3 protein-coding genes are annotated in these 2,198 nt (G+C 72.8%); all 3 read right to left on the bottom strand.

Annotated elements, in window-relative coordinates:
* The coding region (locus tag C1J00_RS42345; RefSeq protein WP_146046395.1) for a DUF4350 domain-containing protein at positions 1 to 327 on the bottom strand (327 nt) is incomplete at its 3' end.
* Entirely contained in the window at positions 324 to 1,091 is a 768-nt protein-coding gene (locus tag C1J00_RS42340) for a DUF4129 domain-containing protein (protein ID WP_245936732.1), read from the bottom strand. The genes C1J00_RS42345 and C1J00_RS42340, both read right to left, overlap by 4 nt.
* A 4-nt stretch (positions 1,092 to 1,095) precedes the next feature.
* Positions 1,096 to 2,198 (bottom strand): glycerophosphoryl diester phosphodiesterase membrane domain-containing protein (locus C1J00_RS42335; protein WP_245936731.1); only part of this gene is annotated, 1,103 nt, incomplete at its 5' end.

Here is a 2,198-nt window from a genome sequence, read left to right as displayed (position 1 = left end):
GGTCTGCTGAGTGGGGGTCAGCAGGTCGGGGGCGGCGACCAAGAGGGTCGTGTCCGGGCCGGCCGCGGTGGCTGCCTCGTCCAGGGTGGTGACCACGCGGGTGTCCACGCCCCGGTCAGCGAGGAGTTCGGCAACGGCGCGGCTGCCGCCCGGGTCGGCGGAACGCGGGTCGAGTTCGCCGTGGCGGGCGTCGGAGCGGATGACGGCGATCGCGACGGCTCCCGCGAGGAGTACCACGAGGGCGAGTGCGATACCGCGGGCGCGGGTCCACACCTGGCGGGCGGTGGGCGAGGCCGAGGTGGGCGTGAAGGCGGCCTCGGTGGTCATTCGGCGGCTCCCTGGCGAGTGTTGGGGGCCGTGGCGGCGCTGCTCGTCGCGAGCTGGGGCTTGGTGCGTTCCAGGTCGCGATCGAGTTCCGCGAGGCGGTGGTACGACTGTTCGGTCGCCGAGCGGCCGCCGTATGTGACGTCGTCGAAGTCGCGGGCGGCGGTGCGGAGCCGGTCGGTGTGGGCGGGCAGGGCCCGGCCGGCTTCGGCTGCGGCCTCGTCGGCGGTGCGGCCGGGCCGGACGTCGAGGAGCGCGCGTTCCTCCAGGGCGCGGACGAGGGCGCGCATGCGTTCCTGGACGGCCTGGTTCCAGTGGCCTTGGGCGGCGTGTGCCTCGGCGGCGGCGCGGTGGTCGGCGGCGCTGCGGGGGCGGTCGTCGAACAGGGCTGGGGACGAGGTGGGTTGGCGGCGCGGGGTGCCCAGGCGCCACCACAGGGCGGCCAGGACGGCGATGACGGCCAGGATGATGACGATCAGGCCGAGTGTGCCGCCGGGGGTGGCGGTCGAGGCGGCGTTGAGGAGTTTGCCGAGCCAGTCCCAGAAGGCGTCGAGAGCGCGCTGGAACAGGCTGGGGTCGTCCTCGTGGTACATCCGCTTGGACAGCTCGCGCCGGGCCGCCTCGCGCGCGGGGTCGCGCGGGGTGGTGAGGGGTGGCTCGTCGGCGGAGCGGGCCGACGACAGCAGGGAGGTGTCGCCGGCGCTCAGCAGCGTCCGTATGCCGGCGCGTGGCAGCGCCGTTGTGAGAAGTTCCCCCGCCCTGCTCACCGCATCAGCTCCCCGGGGTGGCGCCGGGGGCGGTGGAGCCGTAGCCCTGGACGCCGGCGGCGCGGGCCAGTTCGAGGTCGAGAGCCTCGCGGCGGATGCGCTGGTCGATGTACAGGAGCACGGTGACGCCGGCCGTGATCGGGAGCGTGATCATGGAACCGATCACCGAGCCGATGCCGCTGATGATGAGGAACGTCCAGCCGAGGCTGCCGACACCGGTGCTGAGCCAGCCGGTGAGGCTGTCGCCGCTGAGGGCCGCGGCCAGGAAGGTGAAGGGGATGACGATGATCGAGGCGACGACGTTCGCGATGAGCGTGGCGAGCAGCTGGATGCCGAAGATCCGCCACCAGGTGCCCTGGACGAGCCTCGCGGAGCGGCTCATGGCCTTCTTGATGCCCTGCTTCTCCAGCATGAGGGCGGGAGAGGCGAGGGAGAAGCGGATCGCCAGCCACAGGGCGACGATGCCGGCGCCGATGATGCCGAGGACGGTGAGTGCGACGCCTGCGCCGTTGTTGCCGACGACGGTCACGAGGAGGCCGGGCAGGGCTCCCACCGTGACGACACCGACGGTGATGAGCAGCAACACGCAGATGAGGCCGAACAGTTTGAGGATCTGAGGGCGGGCGTCCCGCCAGGCCTCGCCGATGGTCACGGGCTTGCCGAGTACGGCGCGGCTGGTGACGGTGGTCAGCAGGGCGGTCGCGATGACGGTGCCGACCAGGGAGATCACGAAGACGACGCTGGAGTTGAGCATGGCGTCGCCCATGGCGCGGCTCAGCTCGCTGAGGGTGGCGCTGGGGTCGTTGAGGGCGTCGGTGCTGGAGTCGTCCATGACGAGGCCCTGGAACAGGACGACGATGACCTCGGTGAGGACGGCGACCGTCAGGGAGATGCCCAGGACCGTGCGCCAGTAGGTGCGCATGGTGGAGACCGCGCCGTCGAGGATCTCGCCCACGCCGAGTGGGCGGAGCGGGATGATGCCGGGCTTGGCGGCGGGCGGGGGGCCGCCCCAGCCGCTTCCCCAGCCGCCGTGAGCTCCGGGCGCGCCGTATCCGCCGTGGCCCGCGGGGCCGTAGCCGCCGGGGGGCTGGTTGCCCCAGCCTGGGC

The sequence above is a fragment of the Streptomyces cahuitamycinicus genome (assembly GCF_002891435.1).
GTDB lineage: Bacteria > Actinomycetota > Actinomycetes > Streptomycetales > Streptomycetaceae > Streptomyces > Streptomyces cahuitamycinicus.
Note: the sequence above shows the minus strand (reverse complement) of the source record. Positions and strands in the feature narration are given on the sequence as shown.